The sequence below is a fragment of the Rudaea sp. 3F27F6 genome (assembly GCF_005503555.1).
Lineage (GTDB): Bacteria > Pseudomonadota > Gammaproteobacteria > Xanthomonadales > Rhodanobacteraceae > Rudaea.
Genome location: NZ_SCNG01000009.1, coordinates 40,123 through 62,308, shown reverse-complemented (window position 1 = coordinate 62,308; position 22,186 = coordinate 40,123). Strand labels below are relative to the sequence as shown.

At 63.6% G+C, this 22,186-nt stretch carries 6 protein-coding genes; 3 read left to right on the top strand and 3 right to left on the bottom strand.

Features of this window, described 5'->3' with window-relative positions; translation table 11 throughout:
• Positions 1-661: 661 nt before the first annotated feature.
• Complete coding sequence (locus tag FFS30_RS23220; RefSeq protein WP_137915596.1) at positions 662-1,297, bottom strand: YoaK family protein; 636 nt, start codon at positions 1,295-1,297, stop codon at positions 662-664.
• Between the two features lie 590 nt (positions 1,298-1,887).
• On the opposite strand from FFS30_RS23220, the gene FFS30_RS23215 reads away from it, so the two are divergent.
• From FFS30_RS23215 to FFS30_RS23205, 3 genes are all read left to right on the top strand, one after another.
• Complete coding sequence (locus tag FFS30_RS23215; protein WP_171014826.1) at positions 1,888-9,837, top strand: Ig-like domain repeat protein; 7,950 nt, start codon at positions 1,888-1,890, stop codon at positions 9,835-9,837.
• Between the two features lie 401 nt (positions 9,838-10,238).
• Positions 10,239-10,532, top strand: coding sequence for a hypothetical protein (locus FFS30_RS23210; RefSeq protein ID WP_137915594.1), 294 nt, complete (start codon positions 10,239-10,241; stop codon positions 10,530-10,532).
• Positions 10,533-10,699: 167 nt separating this feature from the next.
• Positions 10,700-19,111, top strand: coding sequence for an RHS repeat-associated core domain-containing protein (locus FFS30_RS23205; protein ID WP_171014825.1), 8,412 nt, complete (start codon positions 10,700-10,702; stop codon positions 19,109-19,111).
• Positions 19,112-19,307: 196 nt separating this feature from the next.
• Here the strand turns inward: FFS30_RS23205 and FFS30_RS23200 are convergent, their stop codons facing one another.
• Together FFS30_RS23200 and FFS30_RS23195 are read right to left on the bottom strand one after the other, a co-directional pair.
• Positions 19,308-19,979, bottom strand: coding sequence for a glutathione S-transferase (locus FFS30_RS23200; protein ID WP_137915592.1), 672 nt, complete (start codon positions 19,977-19,979; stop codon positions 19,308-19,310).
• A gap of 31 nt (positions 19,980-20,010) precedes the next feature.
• A complete protein-coding gene (locus FFS30_RS23195) occupies positions 20,011-22,125 on the bottom strand; it encodes a TonB-dependent receptor (protein ID WP_171014824.1) in 2,115 nt (704 codons plus the stop codon).
• Positions 22,126-22,186 lie beyond the last annotated feature (61 nt).

The window sequence follows — 22,186 nt, the reverse complement described above, 5'->3', positions numbered from 1 at the left end:
CGGTGACCTGGGCGAATGGGCGATGGTCGCGATTACTTCTTGTGGGGTACCGTTTTAAATTTACGCGTAAGCGTCCGATAAGCACTCGGCCTGTAACCTACAGCCATGCTGTTATGGGACGTCACGCGACTTGCTGTTTTGTTTGGCCTCGTTCGGTTGGTCTACGTTGGTGCCTACCCTGCAGATGTGAGTGGCGAGGCGAAGAATGTAATGCGCCCCGAAGCTCAGGTTCATCGCGAACTCGTATCGAGTAAGGGTGGCATCGCAGCAGCCATTGCGACATTCTCGTGCCCTCCGCATGAGGCTGAAATTCGCCACACCACTCGTCGCATACCAACGCATCTCTTAAAAGCCGAGTTACTAGCGGAAGATGTCTGCGCGCGATTCCACGATGGCGACTCGAAGTCCTGGCGAGCCGCTTCTCCATGCGGAAATATCGATCGAATAACAGAGCCTTCGGTTCTTTGGGTTGAGACGCGTCACCATCGCGAGTGTTCCTTGATCGCCCCAAGTGAGTTCGATAGAGATCTACCCTAAATACTTTCGAAATCGCTTCGGAAGAGAGAGTGCGACTGAATGCTATTCGCCCGCCTCCGCGCAGCGGAACTCATTTGGCGACGAAAAATCACCGCTGAGCCGCGGTGAAATCCATTAAGGCGTCTTATTGATCGAGAGCCTTCGGAACCATAAGCGCCAGCATTGCCAACCACATAATAGCCAACCACAGTCCATCGATTCCCATACGCAGTTCTACCGCCGCGCCTAGAGTGCCGCCGACGATCAACGCCAGCCAATGAAGCAAATAGGGCGAAACGTTTGAAGGTTGGCGGTGCAGGCGTCGCGCAACTTGCCGTCCGATTGCTACCAGCGTGCCGGTCATATAAGTCAGGCCGACCGGCAGCCGTGTCGTCACGGCCAATGCAGCGTTGCTCGTGCCCATCGCGCCGGCGGCCAGGAACATACCAACAGTCGGCGACTTGGCGAAAACGACTATCGCCAGCAAAAGCAGTACTGAAACCAGGAGCAGCACCCATCGAGTTCTCCGAGCACCCGCGCCAAACGACATCCCCAGCCCCTCCCCCACGGCCACGCCGGCGACAAACCCAACGATGATGGCCGCAGGCACCCAACCGGCGGGATCCAGGGTGCCAACTTCGGCCGATAGACGCGTGGAGTTGCCGCTCATAAACGATACAAAATATCCCTTCATCGCCATGAAGCCGGTCGCATCGACATAGCCGGCAGCTGCGGCGATGCCACAGGCAAGCCGGCGAACGGAATGGTGGGTCGTGTGCATCGCCCCATTCTAGCGGCTACCCGATACCCGGCATGGCTTGGATATCCCAAAGTGCGCCATCAACGTCCGATTCGCTTCTTGCCATCGATAACGCTTTCTAATCGTGGATAACTTCGGTTTTTATGGTGACGCACCCAGTCCCATCTGGAAGTACGATCAAAAAAGAACCTGAAGCACTCTTCAGCCCTGCCCGCCTGCACAGTCGCCTGCACTTTTCGGTCTCGATGATCCCCGGCTGCCCCGAATTACGAATACCGGGACGACGCCACTGTTTGCCGGAAACTTAGGGGAATACCGTGCTCTATCCGACTGCCATCCGCCGGCCGCTTCGTCGCGCCGCGCTCTTCCCTGCACCGAGTTCGGCCCGGCACACGGATATGCCTAGTTTTGGGCGTACGCCGTCTTTTGCTCATCCACTAAGCTCGGACGATCACTGCACAGGGGCGCGCGGATTCCGCGCGGCATTCGCTCGCATGTTTCTTACGGAAAGTCCGCCGACTACGCATCGGTTCTTGCCGGCGCGAATTTCGTTCGCCCGCCGCCGTTCCGCAATCGGTGCCGGCCTATTGGCGGCACTCGCATTTGCGCCGATGTCGTCGGTTTTCGCGGCCATGTGCGACACCCCGGCGGCCGACTGCGAGATTCTTTACAACCGCACGTATACGGACCCGAATACCTACGACTACCGCAGCTGGAACTCGATCGACCTGATGAGCACGGCGGCCGGGTCGCCGACGATCACCCAGCTCGGCGGTACCGTCCTCGCCAAGAGACTCGGTTTGTGGAACAGCGTCACCTACAACATGAGCGGCGGTACGACCACGCTTACCGGCGACCTCATCATCAGCATCTGGAGCAGCGGCGCGGTCACCTCGTATTTCAATCAGTCCGGCGGCACGATGAACGCGGGCGGCAAACTCCGATTTGCCATCTACACCGGCAACACCGGCGTCTACACACTCTCGGGCGGCAATCTCAATGTCAGCGGCAACGTCAATCTGGTCGAGGACGGCACGACGAATGCCAAGGCCTATCTCTATCTCAACGGCGGCACGCTGACCACGAGCGAAATCGACCGCAACGGCGACAACGTCGGCCAGCAGACGATCGCGGAGCTGCATTTCAACGGCGGCACGCTGCGCGCGGGGACCACGGACAATCCCAACTGGATCAATTTCAACAACGGCTGGAACAGGCGTTACAACAACACCGTGCTTGCGATCGACGCGGGCGGCGCGATCTTTGACACGAACGGGCGCAACATGGGCATCCAGCAGCCGCTGCCCGTGGCGTTCTCCACGGGCAGTCAGATATCGCCGGCGATCACCGGCGGCGGCGTGACCAAACGCGGTGCCGGCACGCTGACCTTGAGCGCCGGCAACGCCTACACCGGCAACAGCAACGTCGAAGCCGGCACGCTGATGCTGGCCAACGTGAATGCGCTCGTGAACAGTACGGCCGTGCTGAGCGGCGGCCCGCTCTCGTTCAGTGCGATCACCAGCGCGACGCTCGGCGGCCTTTCCGGCTCGCAAAACTTCACCCTGCAGAACACCGACGGCACCGCGGTCGCGCTCGCCGCGGGCAACAACGGTGCGAACACCACGTATTCTGGCGCGATGGGCGGTTCGGGATCCTTGGTCAAGATCGGCGGCGGCACGCTGATCCTCAGCGGCACCCACACCTACACCGGCACGACCAGCGTCAACGGGGGCACGCTGCGTGTGAACGGCGCGGTCGGCAGCGGCACGCTCGCGGTTGCCGCCAACGCGACGCTCGGCGGCAGCGGTCGCGTCAACGGCTTGGCGACGATCCAGAACAACGGCCACCTCGCGCCCGGCAATTCTCCCGGCACGTTGACGTTCACCAACGGACTGACTCTCAACGGCGGCGCGATGCTCGATCTCGAACTCGGCACGACGAGCGATCTCGTACGCGTCAGCAGCGGCACGTTCAGCGCCGCAAGCGGCATCAAGATCAACGTCACCGACAGCGGCGGCTTCGGCTACGGCAACTACACACTGATCGATTTCACCGGCGCGACACCGAGCGGAATCAGCGCAGCGAACTTCGCTCTGGCCACTAGCCCGAGCGGAAGTTATTTCTACACCTTGAGCGTTCAGGGCACCAAGCTGATGTTGAACGTGGCGCCGCCTCCACCGGCCGTGTCCTCGGTGAACGGCCCCGCCGCGGGCCTCTACGGCATCGGCAAGCCGCTCGACTTCACCGTGCATTTCAGCAAATCGGTGACGGTGACCGGAACGCCGCGGCTCGCGCTGAGCGTGCCGGTCACGGGCACGCAGTATGCGAACTACGTTTCCGGCAGCGGCACCGCCGACCTGCTTTTCCGCTACACGGTCGCCAGCGGCATTGCCAACAACACCAGCGGCGTCACCTTGGCCGGCAGCATCGATGCCAACGGCGGCGGCATCGCCGATGCGGGCAACGCCGCCGCCGCGGTATTGGCCTTGAACAATGCGCTCTCGCTCGCCGGCATCACGCTCGACGGCACGCCGCCGGCGGCGACGGCAATCACGCTGGTCGGCTCGCCGCCGCCGACGAGCGTGACGATCTCGTACACGGTGATCTTCTCGGAAAGCGTCACCGGCGTCGCCGCGGGCGCTTTCACTGTCGAGACCGTTGACGGCACCGCGACCGGCCAGCTCGGCGCTGTGAGCGGCAGCGGCGGCACCTACACCGTCGTCGTCACGCGCATCGGCGGCATCGGTCATTTATTCCTCACGCTGAAGAACAGCGGCACCGGTATTACCGACCTCGCAGGCAATGCGATCTCCGGTGGATTCCGCACGGGCGATCAGTTCCAGGCGAACGTGCAGCGGCGCTGCTACGTCAGCAAAACCGCCGCCGGCACAAACGACGGTACGAGCTGGACCAATGCCTACACCGACCTGCAATCCGCCGTGCGCGATATCGGCTGCATCGAAATCTGGACGGCGAAGGGCGTGTACAAACCTGGCAGCGCGACGAGCGACAGCTTCCAGCCGCGCGCCGGAGTGAAACTCTACGGCGGCTTCGCCGGCACCGAGACCTCGCTCGATCAGCGTACGTCGAGCGTGATCGCGGCGAATCCCACGGTGCTCTCAGGCGATATCGACAGCAACGACACGACCGATGCGAACGGTGTCGTGCTCGATGCCGCGCAGATCGCCGGCAGCAACAGCGCGAACGTGATCCTTATGAACAACGGCGGCGCGGCCGGCTACGGCGCCGATAGCGTCATTGACGGCTTCGTCATCACTGCGGGCGACGCCGGTCTCGGCGGCCTCGGCGGCGGTCTGCGCTGCGATGCATCGGCGAGCCAGCCGAGCTGCAGTTTCACTCTCAGCAACTTGATCTTCAGCGGCAATCGCGCCGGCGGTGGCGGTGCGCTGAGTCTGACCAGCATTGGCGGACCGGCCAATGCGGTCGTGTCGAAGACCTTGTTCCGCGGCAATCGGGCTGCGGGCGGCGGCGGTTCCGGCGGAGCGCTCAGCCTCGCGGCTCCTGTCGCCGGCGGCACGGTGAGTCCGGCGTTTTCCAATGTCATCTTCACCGGCAACGTCGCGCCCAACTACGGCGGCGCCATCGATCTCAATGCCGGCCAGGGCAGTATCACGCCGACATTCGACAACGCCACCTTCACCGGTAACAGCAGTGGTGCGAGCCGCGGAGGCGCGATCTCCAGCGAGGCGTTCGGTAGCAGTGGCATCGCCAAAGCGACGCTCAACAACTCTATTTTGTGGGGCGATACGGTCAATGCCGGCGATCCCGAGATCGTCGTTACGTCGCGCGGTGCGGTAGCTCTCGACCACAGCATCGTGCAAGGCGGCTGCCCGGGCGGTAACGTCGCCTGTTCGAACGCGGTCGCGGGTGATCCCAAGCTCGGCACACTCGGCAACAATGGCGGTGCGGTGCCGTCGCTGCTGCCTGGCAGCGGCAGTGCGGCGATCGATGCCGGCACCTGCGTGCTCGCGGACGACATTCGCGGCGTGGCGCGTCCGCAAGGCGTCGGCTGCGATATCGGCGCCGTCGAACTGCGCCTGTCTGTGCTGACGGCAATCGTCGCCGGCAGTGGCAACGTTTCGGCCGGCGCGAGTCCGGTGCCGATGACAGGTGGCATCACCAACTGCTCCGGCACTTGCACAGCGGCGTACAACGCAGAAACGCCGCCGACGGTGACGCTCACCGCAACGCCGAACGCACAACAGTACTTCTCCGCTTGGAGCGGCGATTGCAGCGGCACAAACCCCGTCGTCACCGTCGCGATGACCGCGGCGAGAACCTGCACGGCGACCTTCGTAGCGAAGCTTACGCAGACCGCGCTCGTGCTCAGCAGCGGTTCCAGTCCGAGCGCCTACGGCACGCCGTTGAGCTTCACCGCGACCGTCGCGGCCGTCGCGCCGGCCACACAGACGCCGACCGGCAATGTGAGCTTCTATGACGGCACTACCCTGCTCGGTACGCATGCACTCAACGGTGCCGGCATCGCGACCTTCACCACGAGCGCCTTGAACGCCGGCACGCACTCGATCACCGCGCAGTACGGCGGCGATGCGAACTACGGTGCCGCCGCGCAGCCGTCGTCGGCAGCGTTGACGCAGATCGTCAGCGTGATCACGCCGACGATAACGTGGAGCGCGCCGGGTGCGATTGTCTACGGCACACCGCTCGGCGCAGCGCAATTGAATGCGACCGCGACCTACAACGGCAATCCGGTGCCGGGCACGTTTATCTATACGCCGCTCGCCGGCAGCGTGCTGCTTGCGGGCAACGCACAGACCTTGGCGGTGACCTTCAACCCGATCGACACGACCAACTACACGAGCGCGGCGGCGAGCGTGCAGATCAACGTGACGCGCGCACCGCTGACGGTGACCGGCACGAACGCGCAGAACAAACCCTATGACGGCACGGCGACCGCGACCTTGAGCGGCGGCACGCTCGTCGGCGTAATCCCTGTCGACGCAAGCAACGTGAGCCTGACCCAGGCTGGCTCGTTCGCCCAGGCCAACGTCGGCACCGCAATTGCAGTAACGGCGAACGATTCGATCGGCGGGAGCGCGGCCGTCAACTACACGCTGACCCAGCCGACCGGCCTGAGCGCCAATATCACCGCGTTGACCCTAACCTACAAAGCCACAGCGGCCACGATCGCCTACGGCACCACGCCGAGCGGCCTGAGCGGCACGCTGAGCGGCTTTATCAGCGGCGAATCGCAGGCCACGGCGACGACCGGCACATTGAGCTTCACGACAACGGCGACCGCGTCGAGCGCGCCGGGCAGCTATGCGATCGACGGCGGCGGCCTGAGCGCGAATCACGGCAACTACAGCTTTGCGCAGGATGCGGGCAACGCCACGGCGCTGACCATTTCCGCCGCGGCGACATCCACCACGCTGACGTCGAGCCCCACCTCGGCCGTCTACGGCCAGAGCGTGACCTTCACGGCGACGGTGTCGCTGCCAAGCGGCAACAGCGGCACCGCGGTCGGCAAGGTCGAGTTTATCGAAGGCGCCAATCCGCTGCCGTCGGGCTGCGCAACCGCGGTGACGGTGAGCGGCGGTGTCGCTACCTGCACAACGCAGGCATTGTCGGTGGGATCGCATCATGTCGTCGCAACCTTCACACCGATCGACGGTAATACGAGCGTCTCGGCGGCGAGTACGGACGTTAGCGTGAGTGCTGCGGCGACCACGACGACGATCACCAACACTCAGCCGTGGACGGTTTCGCTTGGTGCCTCGACGACGGTCAACGTGACGGTAACGGCGAATGCGCCCGGCTCGGGCACGCCGACCGGCACGGTGACCGTGAGCAACGGCGGCTCGGGCAGCGGCGATCACTGCACGATCACCTTGCCGGCAACGAGTTGCACACTGACGCCAAGCAGCGCCGGTACGAAGACGGTAACGGCGACCTATACGCCCGATGCGGCATCGAGCACGAACTTCACCGGCAGCAATGCGAGCGCCTCGCTTGGCGTCAACGCCTCGCAACCGGGCACAACCCTGATCAGCTCGGTCAATCCGAGTGTGTTCGGCCAGGGCGTCACGCTGACCGGCACGGTGACGCCCGCCGCGGGTGGCGTCACGCCGACCGGCAAGGTGCAGTTCTTTATCGACGGCGAAACCGAGATCTGTGCAGACTCTACGTTGAGCGCAACCGGCACAGCCAACTCGGTCAACGCCACCTGCACGGTGCCGCAGGCCGATCTGAGCGTCGGCGATCATGCGCTGCGATTCCAGTACGAAGGCGATGCGAACAACACGCCGTCGACCGCGACCTTGCTCGATGGCACGCAGCAAACGATTCCGCAGACAGTCCACGTCGCACAAACCACGACGACCGTGACCGCACCGGCATCGATCGTGCTCGGCAACCCGGTGACGATCGGCGTCAACGTCAGCGCAAATGCGCCCGGTGCGGGCATTCCGTCGGGCGAAGTCGCGGTGAACGTACAAGGCCAGATCTGCAGCGTCGTCCTCGACGCGACCGGCGCGGGCAACTGCACGCTGGCGCCGCAGGCACCGGCCGGCAGCAAGACGATCACGGCGAGCTATGCGGGCTCGACCAACTTTGCCGCGAGTTCGGGCACCGCGAGCCTGCAGGTCGGCGCTGCCGCAACGACGACGACGCTGACGGCGAGTTCGGCCACGACCGTGTACGGTCAGAGCGTCACGTTCACGGCGAACGTGTCAGCCACCGAAGGCATCGTGCTCAGCGGCACGCTCGCGTTCCGCGACGGCACCAACGTGCTCGCGGGCTGCGGTACGGTGCCCGTCGCGAGCGGTTCGGCGCAGTGCACGAGCACGAGTCTCTCGGTCAGCGCACATACGATCACCGCGACGTATACACCCACCGACGCGAACACGGCCGGATCGAGCGCCACGACTGGCGTGACCGTCGGCAAGGCCGCGACGATCACGAGTCTGTCTGCGCCCCCGTCGATCACGCTCGGCAATCCGGTCGTCGTGACCGCCACGGTTGCCGTCGGCGAGCCCGGCGCGGGCACGCTGAGCGGCAGCATCGCGGTCAGCGACGGCGATAGCGGCACGGGCGATCACTGCACGATCACCCTGCCGGCAACGAGTTGCCCGCTGACGCCGAGTTCGGCCGGCAGCAAGACGCTCACCGCGGTGTATTCCCCCGACACCGCGGCGAGCGTCAACTTCACCGGCAGCAGCGCGAAGCCGCTCGGTCTCATTGTCGGTGCGGCCTCGCCCGGCATGAACCTGGTCAGTTCGGTCAATCCGAGTACCTATGGCCAGAGCGTCACGTTCACCGCGACAGTGACGCCGCCGGCGGGCGGCGTGATCCCGACCGGCAGCGTGGTGTTCAGCGACGGCGAGACCCTGCTCTGCGCCGCGGTCAACCTCGTTGCCGGCACGAGCAACGCCACCGCGATCTGCACAACGTCCACGCTCAGCGTCGGCACGCACGTGATCACGGCGCGCTATGCGGGCGATGCGAACAACCAGTCGTCGAGCGCGGTCGTGAGCCAGGTCGTCAACAAGGCCGATCAGACCTTGACCTTCCCGGTGCAGACGACGCCGAGCCGGACATTCACGGTCAACGGCACGTTCGCGATCGCGCCGCTGGCGACGAGCACGACGCCGAACTCGGGCCAGCCGATTGTCTACGCCTCGAAGACCGCGCCGGTCTGCTCGGTCGCCGGCACGACGGTGACGATGCTGACGGCGGGCACGTGCACGATCGCGGCCGACCAGGCGGGCGACCAGCACTACAACGCGGCGAACGAAGTTACGCAAAGCATCGTCATCGGCAGCGCGGCGAGCGCGATCACGCTGACTGCGAGCACGACGACGGCGGCGGTCGATGCGGCGGTCACGCTCAACGTGACGGTCAGCGGACAGGCGCCGACGGGCACGGTCACGATCAACGACGGCGGCACGGTGTTGTGCAGCCAAGTCAATCTGACGACCGTCGGTAACACGGCCACGGCAAGCTGCACTACGAGCTTCGCGACGGCGGGCAATCACGTGCTCACGGCAACGTACGCGGGCGATGCGAACAACACGACGAAAGATTCCGCGTCGGTGACGATCAGTGTCGGCTTGAAGTGCACAACGATGAGCCTGACAGCGACGCCCGACAACATTACGGCCGGCCAGAGTCTGACTCTGACGGCAGCCGTATCCGGCTGCGCCGCACCGACGGACACAGGTGGTGCAGTGCCGAGCAAGAACGGAACGATCGTCGAAGCCGGCAGCACTGCCGCCGTTGCCGCGGCGCTGACGGGCATGGTGACTTTCTATGACGGCGCAACCACGTTGAGCGCCGTGGCGATCGATGCGAACGGCAACGCGACTCTCTCGCTGTCGACGCTGAGCGCAGGCACGCACACGTTGCGCGCGGCGTATGCGGGCGATCGCGCCTTCGCCACGGCACAGGCGCAAGCGGTCGTCGTGGTTGCCGCGCCGCCGGTGCGGCCGGTCCCGGCGCCGCTGCTCGATCGTTGGGCGATGCTGACGCTGATCGGTCTGATCGCTGCCGTGATGCTCACGCGTCAGCGCCGGACCTGATCTTCGTTGCAGACGCTGCCGCCACTGAACGGCAGCGTCGATCACGATAAAGCGCCGCTTCGCAGAAACAGCGCGTGATACCGCGGCGGCACAAGCGCGCGCAATTGCCGCGATGATCTGACCCGCATCAACAAATCCACAACGCTCTCAACGCGCGCGCTCTGTCGCGCGTTCGCCGATTACTGCGCGCGTCGTCACGCTTCAAACGCTTGAGCATCCAGTGACACGCCTGCTCGAGGCGGAATGGTCTCCAATTGAGACGCTCAGTCATCGCCGCGCGGCCCGGCAAACACGATAGTCGCTCCGCCTGCGGTATCTCCAGCCGGCCGCCCTTCAGCTCAATGCGCACAGGGCCTGACTGTCATCCGCTGAGCATCATGCCAACCACTGAGGAGATCCCAATGAGCATCAAAGTCATGCCGCAACACTTTTCCTTCTCCGATCCCGGAACACAGTCCGGACGCGCGGACTTCGGCAACACGGTCCGCGCAGCGGCTGTGCCGCTGCAAGGCTACGCCGTGAGCTTCGGCAACAGCGATCATCATCTGCGCGACCTGCAGGTGTCGGTCACCAACATCGCCGTGAACGGCTCGGTCGTGACCTACAACGTCGTCTTCAATCTGAAAGACGGCTCGAACAACAAAGGTTCGGCGGAGATCGACGTCACTGTGATCGGCGACGTCGAATCGGCCTGATCGCACGACCTACGGGCCGCGCGGATCGGCGGCCCGCTTTTCTCCGCAAACATTGAATCCCTGCCCCATTCCTTCGACAGACAGGAACGCTAGCCATGGCCACTGCCGCGAGTACCAGCAACGATCAAGGCCCCGCAATTCGCTCGTTTCAATTCGATCAGGATGGCATGGGTGCCATTGCGAACAGCGTCAATATGTTTCGCGGCGACGTCAACCTATCGCTGCCTTTGCTCACGCTGAAAGGCCGCGGTGGACTGGATGTGGCGATTTCGGCACTCCTGCACAGCAATGTGCAGAACGACATCGAGCGCTGGAATCGCGAAGCGCCGACCGGCATCGCCGGCTTGGGTTGTGCCCTGCCCTTCGACCGCATCGAGCGCGCCCCGGGCAGCTCGGACGGCACGACTGATCCGGATTGCCTCCTGGTCGCCAACAACAATCGGACTCCGCTATTGCGTACTGCGGAGGTCTGGGAGCTGTTCGAGCTCTCGTCCGCTTTCGCCGCCACGCTTGACGCAGGGAAAATTTCCGATGCGTTGACCGAGCGCTTTGCCGAAGAAGGCCTCGCGCTTTCGGGTGCGACGCGCATCGACCCTTACGTTGCGGACGGCACATCGGGGTGGATGTTGTTCGAGCCGACTGCGGAACGCATATATCGTGTCGCACGAAATGCGAGCGCTCTGCCGGTGAGCGACGGTGGCCTCGGCTACGAACTGTCCAGCTACAAGTTCTGGGCCATACGCTACTACCCCGCCTTCGAGCATTGGCTTATCGTCAAAGAGGACGGTACTCAACTGAGTTATGGAGGCGGACTCGCCGCGACCGCGGGCACGCCCGCAGTGAACAGCATTCAATGGGGCGTGCGCTGGGCATCGAACTGGCGCGGCGCGAGCACTCTGCTCGAGGGCCAGCAGCGCTACGCCTTGGCCTGGAATCTGGTCGCGACCGTCAGCGCTTGGAGCGACCGCATCGCCTACACCTACGAAGTCGTCGAGCAGGCGGTGGGCAACGGCGGCCTCGCCTACACGAAAGCCTGTTATCCGCATACGATCGTCGATGTCTTCGGCAGGACTCTGCAATTCGAATACGCCGACAAGGAATACACCGCTTACGATCCGGCTCTGCCGCAGACGGCGCGCGCAGCGCGCGAATACGCCGACCCGCACAAGGCCGTTCCGAGTTCGGCGCCGAACGCCTACCAGGATCGATACGAAACCAAATTCCTAAGCAAACTGCACGTGCGCGACAACACTGGCGCCAAAATGTTTGCGATTCATTTTCGCTACGAGCTGAAGAACTTCACCGCGACCGACCCGAACGATCCGCTCTACGGCGACACTATCAAGCGCGTCCTTGTCGGCGTCGATCAAACCAACACATCGGGAGAATCGCTACCGGGCCTGGCGTTCACTTATTACTCCGATCCGGCCGATCCGCATCCCGGCGCGTTGCGCTCGATCACCTATCCGCAGGGCGGCACGGCGACTTACGTCTATGCCTCTCGCGATCTGCCGATCTGCGCAAAGAGTTTGCAGATTCCGCGCCCCGGCACCGGCACGCCCGAGGCCTGGGTACCGCGCGCGTGGTTCGGTTCGGACTATGCCGTGGTCGCCTGGTACAACACCGATTCGCGCCAGTTGCAGCTGTCCGTGTATACTTGGCTCGGGTTCTGGTATCGCTGGTCGACGAGTTCGATGACGCTCAAGGCGAACTTGAAGCTGGCGAGCTTGTCTGCGCTCACGCGCAGCGATTTCTTTGCGGTGACCTGGGAAGCCGACAACGCCGACCGCACCGAGCTGCTGCTGTTCCACAAACGCGCCAACGCGCTCGGTCAGTGGCAGCAGCACGAAACCAATTTGAGTTTCCCGGCGCTACGCGTGGCACTCGCCGCAGGCGAACAGTTTGTCATCGCCGTCGTTCCAAGCCAGGACACGCTGTACCGGATCACCTGGGACTGGGCGCCGCGAAGCTGGCGGCAAGAGTCGTTCGCCCTGGCCGCGAACTCCTGCAGCGCGCAAGTCTCGACGCAGCGCAAATATTATCTGACGGCACGCGCCAACTACAGCCTGCTGCTGTGTTACGACCTCGGCGGCGAGCCGGGCAAACGGCGCAATTGCCTGAAACTCTCCCATCTCGACGCGCTCGGCCAATGGCACGACAGCGCGCCCGCAACGCCGGCGCTCGACATCGCACAATCCGACGGCGGCGACACCTTGTTCTGGGCGCCCGGCGAAACCTATGCGGTCGCCACCTATCTGCGCAGCACCAACTCCGGCTACAACCAATATGGTTTGCGCGTATTCCATTGGGATGCCGACTATCGTTTCACGCAGACCTATGCGCGTGACGACCTGCAGGCTCCGCGCAACGTGTCGTATACAGCCGCAATCGGCGGCGCTGCGCTCGTGGCGAGCGGCTCGAATCTGTTCCGCTACAACGGCAAAAACTGGCAGCACCGCGACCTGGGCTTCGCCTTCGCGAGCAGTATCGACAATGTCAGCTGGCTTTCGGTGGGCGACGACGTCGCGCTGATGACGCAGAACGGCGCCAGCCAGATTCTGTCCACGCTGGCCGTCTACGATCCGGACAGCGATTCGCTGAATTGGCAGAGCGAGCCGCGCCGCGTCGCCGGCATCGATACGACCCTGCCCTTCCAAAAAACACGCTATTTTCCAACGGCCGCAAGCGACTACCTCACTCTCGATCGCGATACGTTCTGGCGCGGCACTTCCGCCAATTGGCCCAGCGTGCCGGCAGATCCCATCGACGACCCGGCTACGGATCAACACATCGACACGACGACGATGCAGAATCAGTCGCCCGGGTTCATCGCCTATCTGCAATATCGCGATGTGGACGGCAAGCTGCAACCGACGCGAACCCGCGTGGTCAATCTCGAAAACGGCCGCTCGGGTACGGTCGAGGATTTCGACGAACAGATCTTCCGCAGCTACAACCTCATGGGCTACCGCGAAGGCGCACAAAGCGGCACCGCGCCTGCCGGCCCCGACAGCGTGCTGACGTTTCCATTGGGCAAGACCTTCGATCAGGCGCGCTCGATCACGCTGCGTCGGCATATCCGCGGCTCGGTGGCGGGCAACGTGCGTGCGTATCCGGTCATGCAAGTCACCATCGACAGTGGATTCGACACGGTTGTCACTTCCTACGACTACGACGAATCCACGGCGATCTGCGATCCCAGCGGCCAAGTCGTCAAATTCTTTCGCGCCACCCGCATCGAAGGCGATTCCGCGACCGTGAACGGCGGCACGACGGAGTCGATCTATATCAACGGACTGCCGACGGATCACCCGAGCGTGCAGGCCCAGTACCGATCGCGGCTGCAGATTTCGACGGCGGCGCCGGACAACCTCCAGGACAATTTCAGCGTGCTCGACGGCTACCTGCAGCGTCAGAACGTCTATGACGCCGACGGGAAAGTGGTCGGCCGTCAGGAGTACGATTGGCGCGTCTACACGCAAATCCAAACGGCGCAGGGACAGCCCGTGCCGATCCGCGGCGCCTACGTTCAACAACTCGCGACGGTTGTTGAACAGGACGGGGTACAAACCCGGACCGAAAGCGAATTCGACGCCTCGACCGGGCAGCGAAAGCGCAAGCAGGTGACGATCTACAACGCGCTCGGAGAGTCTGAGTTACGATCCGATCTCACTCTCTACGCCTGCGAAGTTTATCCCTCGCTGCGAGCGCGGCATGCCTATACCGCGGTCGCTCAGCAGTCCAGCACGAGCAAGGTCGGCCAGGCAAACGAACAGGTCACCGCCGTCGCCGTCACGCGATTTAAAACCTGGCCGAGCCACAACGCATCGGCGACGTCGGCCGTGCCTCTGCAGGTCTTCGACAGTTTCGACCAATACGCGTGGCTGGGCGGTCCCGGCTCGGCTGCATTCTCGACCTGGAATACCACACAGCAGCCGGGCGCCGATTGGCAATTCCAGCAAGCCGTCGTCAAGCGCAGCGGTCACGGCCTCGTCGTGGAAAGCAGCAATGCGACGGGTCAGCCGAGCGCCAATCTTTACGATCGCGACGAGCGCTATCTCGTTGCCAACTTTGCCAATGCGTCGATCGAATCGGGCGAAGCCGCCTATCTGGGATTCGAAGACTACGAAGAGACGGCCGGCTGGGTGCTCGCCCCATCCGGCAAGCCCTGGTCGGGCTTCGTCACCACGGCACTCGGTCATTGCGGACGCCGCAGCCTGCAGCTTTCGCAAGCCACCACGGCGGGCGAACGGTTCGAGCGGCGCTTCAATCCCTCGCCGCGCATCCGCCGATTCTTGTTCACCGCCTGGTATCGCACCGAAAATGGATTCCGCGTATCGGCCGACTCGGGTTTGTCGATCGAACTGATTCGCGGCGGACAAAAAATCGGGCAAATCGACGTGCCTTTCGCCGAGACGGCAGGCAACTGGGCGTATCTCTCGCAAGCCGTCGAATTGCCGTCGGCGAGTGGCGACATCAGCGTCGTCGTGGCTCTACGCAATGCGCAGGCGGCGCCGGCCTATGTCGACGATCTGCGCTGGTCGCCGTTCCTGAGCACCTTTTCCGCTCAGGTCTACGACACGCGTGCCGACGTCGCGACCGCCGCGCTCGGACCCAATGCGGAAACCAGTCGCACCCTCTATGACGGCTTTCTGCGCCCGATCGGCGCGGTCGGTCCCGACGAGAACGTGCTCAACCTGGCTTCGCAATATTTGTCGCGGCAATCGGCCGATGCGTTCGATCGTATCGCGCCGAATTGTGCGATTGAACTGCGCGGCACCGGCAGCGGTTTTTATTCCGACTTCCTGCGCGACGGTGATCTGTCTCACTGGAGCACCAAGGAGCCGCAGCAATGGCAGTTGCGCGACGGCGCACTCTGGCACGATGTCAAAGCATCCGGCTCGATACGCCTGAGTTCGCCGTCGATCCGCAAGCAGTTCGGCATGTGCGTGCATGCGAATCCGCGCACAACACCGAGCGCTCCTCTCGGGTTGCGCGTCGGCACTGCGCTGGTCGTGCAGTGGGATCCGCAAACGCGGCTTTGGTCGCTGCAGGAAACCGGCGCGGCGAAAGGCAAAAAGAAATCCGCCGATGTCGCGGCTCGCCGCGCGGCTCCCGAACGTGGCCGTTATCACGAGATATCGATTGCCGACGACGCAACGCGCGCATTCCAACGCGACTGGCTGCTCGTCGTCGCCGGACGCGTGGTGCTGTTCTTCGCCGATGGAGAACTCGTGCTGTCGAAGATCTGCGCCGGCGAAATCGAAGGCGAAGCGGAAATCTTCGCCGGCGATGAAGTTGCCTTCAGCCGCATCGCCGTCACCGACGGCGTGCAAGCGCGATTGGTGTATTCCGACGGCGCCGGCAACCCGTGTCAGGAGCAGGCGCTTATTGACGAGCAAAGCCTCGTATCGGCCACGGTGTACGACGATCGCGGCCGCGCCGCCGTGCGCAGCAAGCCGGCGCAGCTCGCGCCGCGTGTCGACATTCCGCTGCTCGCATATCGCAGCCGATTCGTCGAGCACATGAATTGGGTCAGCGGCGTCCTGCGCGGCGAAGTGGCCGACTACTATGCGCTCGGTGGCGGCGGCAACAGCGATGACCAGGGTTATCCCTACCAACGCGATCGTTACGAAGCCTCACCGCTCGGGCGCGTGATCGAAAAAGGCCTGCCCGGCAAAGAGTTCGCCATCGTCGATCTCGACAAAACCACGCCGGCGCAGCGTCACACCGGCAAGACCGCTTACGGCGCGACGACCGGTACCGGATTCGTCGCCTGGCTGCCCGCCGGCGAATATCAGGTCACGACTTACACGGACGCCGACGGCAACCAACGTTGTGAAGCCACCGACAAACTCGGTGCGATCGTTGCCAACGGCGTGCTTATCGACGACGCCGCGCAAACTTATCTGACTACGCTGACGGCAAACACCTATGTCAGCGACGGACAGATCTCCACGACCTATCTGCCGAACTACTACAATCCGCCGGCCGGCTCCAAGCCGGATGCCTGGCGCGTGATCCAGCGCACCGACATGCTCGATCGCCTCGTCGAAGCGACGACGCCCGACAGCGGCGCCGCCGAGCGCATCTACGACTCGCTCAACCAACTGCGCTTCCAGCGCAGCGCGCGCGGCGCGGCGGAAGGCTGGTTCGTCTACACACGCTACGACGCTCTCGGCCGGCCGCTTGAAAGCGGCTATCTGGACATGGCGTGGAATCGTGCCGAACTGCAGCGTATCGCCAATACCGATCCGGCCTGGCCGCCGACGCCGGCAACCTGGGAGACGGTCAACACCTACGACGGCGACGGCAGCGACGCGCGCTCGATGTCGCGCTTGATCACGTCCACCACGGCGAGCCGCACTGCCGATGCCGCTGCGGAAAACGCAATCCGGCTGCACTACGCCTACAACATCGCCGGCAACGTCATCCAGCAAACCCAGGAAAGCCTGCCCGAAGGTATCGGTTACCCGATTGCCTACGAATACGACAATCTGCAGAACATCCGCCGCCAACGCTACCTCGCCGACGATACACAGGCCGTCGCGGCCGAAGTCACCTACGCTTACGATGCCCTAGGCCGCATGCGGACGGTCGGCGACGCATCCCAGGCCGATGCTTACGCTGTCTATACCTACAACGCCGACGGCAGCGTCGCGACGCAGCGCCTGCGCCCCGGCCAGACTGCCGCGACCGAACGCCGCCTCAGCTACAACTCGCCCGGCTGGATCACCGGCATCGACTGTCCCTTGTTCCGCCAGCAAACCTACTACACGCGCGCTCCCGACGGTTCGGCCGGCTACTACAACGGCCAGGTCGTTGCCGATGCGGACGCCGTCACCGACGGCACACAGCGCACGCGCAACTACCGTTTCGATTCGGCACAGCGGCTGACGCAAGCCTACGGCGACCGCGCAACGGCCGACGCAGATTTTGTGACTTACGATGCCAATGGCAACTTCAAGGCCGTCCCTGCGCGTATCGCGGCGACGGACCCGCTGAATTGTGTCTACAACGCCGGCACCGACCAGCTCATCAACACGCAAAACAATCCCGTCGGCGAATTCGCCTTCAATGCCGACGGCGCGATCGTCGCGGCGTTGCCGCGCGGCCTGGAGAATTTGAGCTACGGCCGCGTTTCCGCGCTGACCAAGTCGGTGCGCACTTCGGCGGGACAAGTCGATTTCGATTACGACAGCGAGGGCCGCCGCGCGCATCGGCATGATCGCCGATCCGGAATCACGCAGACCTCGATTTACGGCACCAGCGACAAGCCGCTGATTCAGATTTCACGCGACGCCAACGGCCGCATCGTATCGATCACGCGCCTCGTTTACGGCCCGCAGGGTCTGATCGGACTGCATCAGGACGACCGCTTCTGGCTCGTGCTGAGCGACCGGCTGGGCTCCAGCCGCGCGATGATCGCCGACGACGGTTCGCTCGCCGGCAGTTGGAGTTTCCTGCCGTTCGGCGGCTTGGAATCGGAAACGGGTGCGGCAAGCGAACGCCTCGAGTTCCTTTTCGTCGGCCAGCAATTCGACCGTGCGCTCGGGGTCTACAACTTCAATGCGCGTTTGTACGATCCGGCCATCGGCCGCTTCTACGGCACCGACCCCGAAAACCAGTTCGCCAGCCCCTACGTTTACGGCAACAACAATCCGGTCAGCATGATCGACCCTTCGGGGCGGCTGGCCTTCCTCGCCCTGCTCGCCTTATCCGTGCTCGCCGGCATCGTCGTCGGCGCGGCGGCCGGCGCGGTCGGCTACGGCGCGCAGACGCTGATCACCGGCGAAAAATGGGATTGGGGCGATTTCGGCAAGGCGGTCGGCATCGGCGCCTTGGCCGGCGCAGTCGGTGGTGCCGTGGGATTCGGTGCCGGCGCGCTGGCGAGCGCGGGCGCCGTCGCCCTTGGCTACAGCGCGAGCAGCGTCACCGTCGGCGTCGTCAGCGGCGTGGTCGGCGGCGCTGCCGGCGGTGCCGCAGGCGGCGCCGCGGGTCAATTGGCTTCGAATGCAATCGAAGGCAAGTCCAACCTCTGGGAGGGGGTCGGCAAAGCGGCTGCGTTCGGCGCGGTGGTCGGCGCAGTAGCCGGTGGGATCGGCGGCGGCTGGGTCGCGCGGGCAAAATTCCCTTCCGGTCCGAGAGGACCCGGAATGCCCGGCACATCCGCGCTCAGCGACGCGCAACTGGAGAACGCCGCGCGCCTGGCGGTTGTGCGGCGCGGATCGATCTCCTACCGGCAACTCGTCGATCTCGTGCCCGAGGGCACCGCCAATACCTGGAATCCCTCGCAGCATATTCGCGTCGGTGCGAAATACGATTTCGTCAGTACCAACGGCACGCAATGGACGGTGCGATATCACTCCGCGCAGACCAACGTGCCGCAATATCGAAGCGGCCGAATATGGTCGGCGAAAATCGAGCAGGTGCCACAAGGCCAAAACCGCGCCAGCCTGCTCAACGAGTACGGTGGTTTCGGCTATGCCCAGCAACCGGGCACCCAAGGAGCGCGGCAAAACTACCAGACCTTCGTCAACAACGCCGAATACTCACATGTGCCGTTTCGGTTCTTCTAGGCCTTCGCTGTGGATGCAAACAAGCGGTGTCTTGGAAGCAGCGTAAGCTTCCATTCGCCTTCCATCGGGCAAGACCGCTTCGTTGCAAAGCTCTCTATTAGAGTGACCCGACATCCCGGATCAGCCAGGGATCACCGCAGAGTCCGCTCCGACCAGGAGCGGACCACGAAGGGCAAACCATTCGCCGAAGAGCACGCTAGGACAGCAATGTATAGTCGCCGCCCCGCTCCAGAGCACGCCGATACGCGGGCCGGGAATGGATTCGTTCGAGGAAAGCGGCTAAATGAGGCCGTCGCTCATCGACGAATCCTCGCGCTTCGCCCGCTTCGAGCGGAAAGCTCATCTGGATATCGGCGGCGGTGAATTCGTCGCCGGCAAACCAGGTCCGTGGCGTCAGCTCGCTTTCCATATAGTCGAAATGCAGAGTGAGCTGCGGATCGACGAACGAGGTTTTTACCTTGTCCGCGATGCCACGCACCACAGGGCGCACGAAGAATGGCATCGGCGATTTCGGCAAGCGCCGAAAGATCAAACTCAGCAGCAACGGCGTCATCGCCGAGCCTTCCGCATAGTGCAGCCAATAGGTGTAGCGCAGACGCTCGGGGCTGTGCTCGGGCGGTTTCAGTCGTCCATTGCCATAGCGCTCGACCAGGTATTCGACGATCGCACCGGATTCGGCCAAGGTGTTGGGGCCATCGGTAACCACCGGCGACTTGCCCAACGGATGAACGGCACGCAGTTCGGCTGGCGCGAGCATCGTCCGCGGATCACGCTGATAGCGTTTGATTTCGTAGTCCAAACCCAGTTCTTCGAGCAGCCAGAGCACGCGCTGCGAGCGGGAATTGTTGAGATGGTGAACGACAATCATGGTGCGGTCATCCGTGGAGGGTCGGCAGCAATCATAGTTTGATATGCAGCGTGACGCGCCACTGCCTCGGTTCGCCGGGGTGCACGGTAACGCCGGAGGCAACCAAGGGGGTGCTTGCGGAGACGCGGTAGTCCTGGCCGTAGGCGATGTCGAAATAGCGTCGGTCGAACAGATTCAGCACGTCGAGCGACAATGATGCCCGTTCGTTCAGTTCGCGCTGCACGCGCAGGTTGGTCACGATGGCCGAAGGCGCGCGCAGACTTGCGTCCTGCGTCAGCGGACAGCCTCCGATGTAGCGCCATTTGATGTCGCCCGACCAAGCACCTCGGTGAACGCTCGCGCCGACCGAGGCGACGCGATCGACCGCATTCGGGATGTGATTGCCCAGCTCGCCGTTGGCGTTTTTGTCGGCGTAGCGCGCGTGCGTCCAGGCAAGGTCGGCATCGAGCAAAAGCCAATCGTTGACGATCCAATGGTTGTTCCATTCGACACCGTAACGCTTGCTGGCGCCGTTGATCTCGGTGCCGCCCGAGTCGGCCGAGTACAACAGCTCGGAACTGCTGTTGAGTGTCCACAGCGCCAATGAGCTTTGCAGGCCGGGCACGATCTCGGTGCGCAGTCCGATCTCCTTGCCATAGCTGCCGACCAGGGCCGGCGCTTGCGGCTTCGGATCGCCCGTCGCCGCATCGAACCGTTCGACCACGCCGCGCGCATCGTTGCTGTGAAAACCATTGCCGACGTTGATGAAGAATTCCGTCTTTGCCCACGGCCCGAGAACGAAGCTCAGTTTCGGCGAGACCCGGCTGTCCGAGACGCTGCCGCTGTTGGGCGAATACGTTTGCGACGTAAGGTCAAGATCGATCGCATCGGCGCGCAGACCGACCAGTGTGCGCAGCCACGGATTCCATGTCGTCGCGTTCTGGACGTAGATCGCGCCTTCGGTTTCTCCGACCAGGTTGTCGCTCACCGTGGCGAACGGCACTCGCGCCTGCGTGTCGAACAGCGAGACGTGAATCTGGTCGTGCCGCAATTGGGCTCCGACCTCGGTCGTGGACTCTTTTCCGAACAAGGTACCCACCTTGCCCCAGGCCATTTTCCCGCCGAACAGATTGCGCGCGTCGCGCTGATTGAATTGATCTCCGCGCACGGGATCGGATTCGTAGTAGGTGAAATTCGACCAGAGCTGCAGCCGGTAATGTTCCGCATAGGACGAAATGCGCAGGTAGCCGTCTTGATCCTGGCGATGCCATTCGCCGGAAAGAATCTGCCGCGCCGAACGGCCGCCGTCGGTGGGATCGAGTGCGCAGAATCGACACAGCGCACCGCTCTCGATCAGTTCCAGCGGCACTTGATCGGTGGAGCGCCAATGCGCGTCGTACGCCTGGGCGGTGACCGAGCCTCCGTATGCGGCATCTCCCGCGCTGAGCCGCAGCAGGCCGTTGAACTTGTGCATGCCTTCGGGCAGCGCCCAAGGACCGTCACTCTGCATGACCTCGACGGCGCCGAGCAAAACCGGCGACGACGGCGCCGACGAAGAGAACGCAAACGGTGTCGATCCGGCGGCCAGTATGCGTCGATAGCCGTACTCGCCGACGGTGATATCGAAGAGGTTTTCTTCGAGACGGCTCCGATAGTGGATGTCCGCCGAACCGGCAGAAGAAAAATCTCCGCTCTCGGCGAAGTACGGGCCTTTGCGGTAGTCGATGCGATCGACCAGCTCAGGAATGAGAAAATTCAGATCGGCGTAGCCCTGGCCGTGGCCGTTGGTCGGCATATTGACCGGCACGCCGTCCACGCTGATGGCCAGGTCGGTGCCGTGGTCGAGGTTGTAGCCACGCAGGAAGTACTGATTGGCCTTGCCGTCTCCCGAGTGCTGCGTCACCACGAGGCCCGGAATCGTTTCGAGCGCTTCGCCCGGGCGGAGCAAGGGAATATCCTGCAGCAGCCGGCCGAGAACGACTCCTTGCGATGCGGCATCCGAAGTTCCGACACCGTTGTCGTAGTGCCCGACGACATTGACCTGTGCGAGCTCGGCCGGCGGCGTGTCCGCTGCATTCTCCGTGGTCGCGGCCGTTATGCTGCGTGGCAGACCAAGGATGCCCGTGCACATCGATGCGACAAGGAAGAAACCGAATCGACTGCCCATCCGCATGCCCCTACGGTGATTTTCCCAAGCGCGGCAGGACCACCGCGTCGCTTTCGTTGAA

Coding starts and splice junctions, on each gene's coding strand:
- FFS30_RS23220 (WP_137915596.1), bottom strand. CDS start 1,297: ATGCACACGACCCACCATTCCGTTCGCCGGCTTGCCTGTGGCATCGCC.
- FFS30_RS23215 (WP_171014826.1), top strand. CDS start 1,888: ATGTCGTCGGTTTTCGCGGCCATGTGCGACACCCCGGCGGCCGACTGC.
- FFS30_RS23210 (WP_137915594.1), top strand. CDS start 10,239: ATGAGCATCAAAGTCATGCCGCAACACTTTTCCTTCTCCGATCCCGGA.
- FFS30_RS23205 (WP_171014825.1), top strand. CDS start 10,700: ATGGGTGCCATTGCGAACAGCGTCAATATGTTTCGCGGCGACGTCAAC.
- FFS30_RS23200 (WP_137915592.1), bottom strand. CDS start 19,979: ATGATTGTCGTTCACCATCTCAACAATTCCCGCTCGCAGCGCGTGCTC.
- FFS30_RS23195 (WP_171014824.1), bottom strand. CDS start 22,125: ATGGGCAGTCGATTCGGTTTCTTCCTTGTCGCATCGATGTGCACGGGC.